Source organism: Microcystis sp. M53598_WE2 (assembly GCF_030067735.1).
Taxonomy (GTDB): Bacteria; Cyanobacteriota; Cyanobacteriia; order Cyanobacteriales; family Microcystaceae; genus Microcystis; species Microcystis aeruginosa.
This window is the reverse complement of sequence record NZ_JASJFE010000903.1, coordinates 1-2153: the sequence shown is the minus strand read 5'-3', so window position 1 is coordinate 2153 and position 2153 is coordinate 1. Positions and strand designations below refer to the sequence as shown.

3 protein-coding genes and 1 pseudogene are annotated in these 2153 nt (G+C 37.5%); 3 read left to right on the top strand and 1 reads right to left on the bottom strand.

The features are described 5' to 3' along the window. On the top strand, nucleotides 1-553 hold a 553-nt coding region (locus PX636_RS18425), incomplete at its 5' end, for an AAA family ATPase (protein ID WP_288118214.1). After that, nucleotides 553-1119 carry a hypothetical protein gene (locus tag PX636_RS18420; protein WP_061432964.1) on the top strand — a complete coding sequence of 189 codons (567 nt, stop codon included), beginning with the start codon at nucleotides 553-555 and terminating at the stop codon, nucleotides 1117-1119. The genes PX636_RS18425 and PX636_RS18420, both read left to right, overlap by 1 nt. A 74-nt stretch (nucleotides 1120-1193) precedes the next feature. On the opposite strand, the gene PX636_RS18415 is transcribed toward PX636_RS18420, so the two are convergent. Next, nucleotides 1194-1622 (bottom strand): Tery_1686 family protein, encoded by a 429-nt coding sequence (locus PX636_RS18415; RefSeq protein ID WP_147072521.1) that lies wholly within the window; start codon nucleotides 1620-1622, stop codon nucleotides 1194-1196. 198 nt (nucleotides 1623-1820) lie between these two features. Here PX636_RS18415 and PX636_RS18410 point away from each other — a divergent pair. Next, a pseudogene (locus PX636_RS18410) lies at nucleotides 1821-2153 on the top strand (hypothetical protein); the annotation flags it as partial.

The following is a 2153-nucleotide window of genomic DNA, read 5'->3' as shown; positions in this document are numbered from 1 at the left end:
GATTACTAGCAATGATGAACTTTATTACATTCCTAAAGGAAAAAAACTTAGACTATCGATGGATGAAAGTTCTAGTGCTGTACGTTCTCTTTTAGACATTGGCTTTTATTTAAGACACGAAGCTCGCATCGGAGATTTGTTAATGGTAGATGAACCTGAATTACATCTCCATCCAGAAAATCAACGCCGTATCGCTAAACTTTTCGCTCGACTGATCAACATTGGTATTAAAGTTTTTATCACTACTCACAGTGATTATATTATCAAAGAAATCAATACATTAATTATGCTTAACCATAATAAACCACACCTGAAACAAATTGCCGCAGAAGAAGGCTATAGACAAGAGGAATTATTATCGGCTAATCAAGTTAAAGTCTATATTGCTGAAGAAGATTCAAAGATGTTGAAAGGACAGAAAAAAAAGACCAAATTTCACACTTTAAACCCCGCTAAAATTGATCCAGAAATGGGTATTGAAGCGCGCAGTTTTGATACTACTATCGAAAATATGAATCGTATTCAAACGGCTATTATTTGGGGTGAGGAGTAATGTCTGATATTGCTATCCTCAAAGAAATGATTAGCAAGTGTGCGATAGTAGAGTTGGAATATAAAAAAGAGTACAAACGAGATATTTATTTACTGAAACTGACAGAAAATCAAGATAACTATTCGTTTGTGATTAGTGGAATGCCTGAACCCGATCGAGTTATTGTGATCAAGCTAGATGAGTTTTTTGATGTCCGCAAAATTTTTACTGGTAATAAAGGTGAATGTAAGCGTGCAGATTTTATAATTATCGCTAATACCCCTACTGAAAAAGTTATCCTTTGTTTGGAAATGAAGAAAAGCAGAGATTCTAATTCATCGATAATTAAACAATTAAAAGGAGCCGAATGCTTTGTCTCCTATTGTCGTGAAATCGGACGCTTATTTTGGAATCAACCCGATTTTCTTCAGGACTATCAATATCGCTTTGTTAGTATTAAAAATATCAGTATTTCTAAAACAAGCATGAGCAGCCGTAAACTTTCTCAAAAAAGTGAGATTCACGATCAACCAGAAAAAATGTTAAAAATCTCTGCTAAAGCGAAGCACTTTCAAGAATTAATTTAGTCCTATAGCTTGACATTATGACCGATTTAATCTCGATCGAATAACGATCTTTTGCCGAGAGTGCCGAAAGAGCCTTATCGATGCTCATTTTTAAAAACTTCAAACACCTGCCGGCTGAAATATTTTAACTTATCAGCCACCTTAGGAGAGGGTTGATAATTGCCGACTAATTGCCAATTTTCCACCGTAGATAGTCGCCAAGCAGTTCCTTGATGGTTAAAAGCCTGCATTTCTAAGCCAATCAAACGCTGATGCTGATCCTCGCTATCGAGATGAAAACGAATTTGTACCAGAATACTGCGCCCTTGAATTCTGGGACTCCAACCGGGAAAATGGAAAGCGATATCGATCGAGTCGGGATCTGTTAACTCCCTTGTGTGGGGATCGTTGCGCCAAGGTTTCAGATCTGCCTTTGCATCGGGGAATTCTTGTTTAAACAGGTTGACGAGTGTGGCGATCTTCGCCGTTAATTCTAATCCTTTTGCCTGTTCCGACGCATTCATGCTCACCTCTGATAATTGCTTATAAAGTAACTATTTATACAGTTTAGCCCTGCTTTTTGCGACTATTGGAACAATTATAACGATATTTTCTCGATCGAGTCCAAAATGCCGCACCTGTCAATCAAGATAGCCGCTGCCAAAAAGACAAAATCAAAACTAAACTAGAAAAGAGGATAATCGACAGGAACAGTATTTTCTATGAACCCCCAAGAGTCTCTATTACAATCGATCGAAAAATTAGGCTATCGGGTTACGGTGGGTGATGTGGCGGCAAAATCGGGTTTAGAGATTAACGCTGCACAACAGGGATTATTAGCTTTAGCGGCGGAAGCGGGGGGACATTTACAGGTAGCAGATACGGGGGAAATTATCTATCTTTTTCCCGAAAATTTTCGCTCAATTCTTCTGAATAAATATTGGCAATTGCAGTTAAAAGCTTTCGGGAGTAAAATCTGGCAAGTAGTTTTTTATGTTATTCGCATTTCCTTCGGCATTGTTTTAATTATTTCGATTTTAATCCTCTTGTTTGCT

Coding starts and splice junctions, on each gene's coding strand:
- PX636_RS18415 (WP_147072521.1), bottom strand. CDS start 1,622: ATGAATGCGTCGGAACAGGCAAAAGGATTAGAATTAACGGCGAAGATC.
- PX636_RS18420 (WP_061432964.1), top strand. CDS start 553: ATGTCTGATATTGCTATCCTCAAAGAAATGATTAGCAAGTGTGCGATA.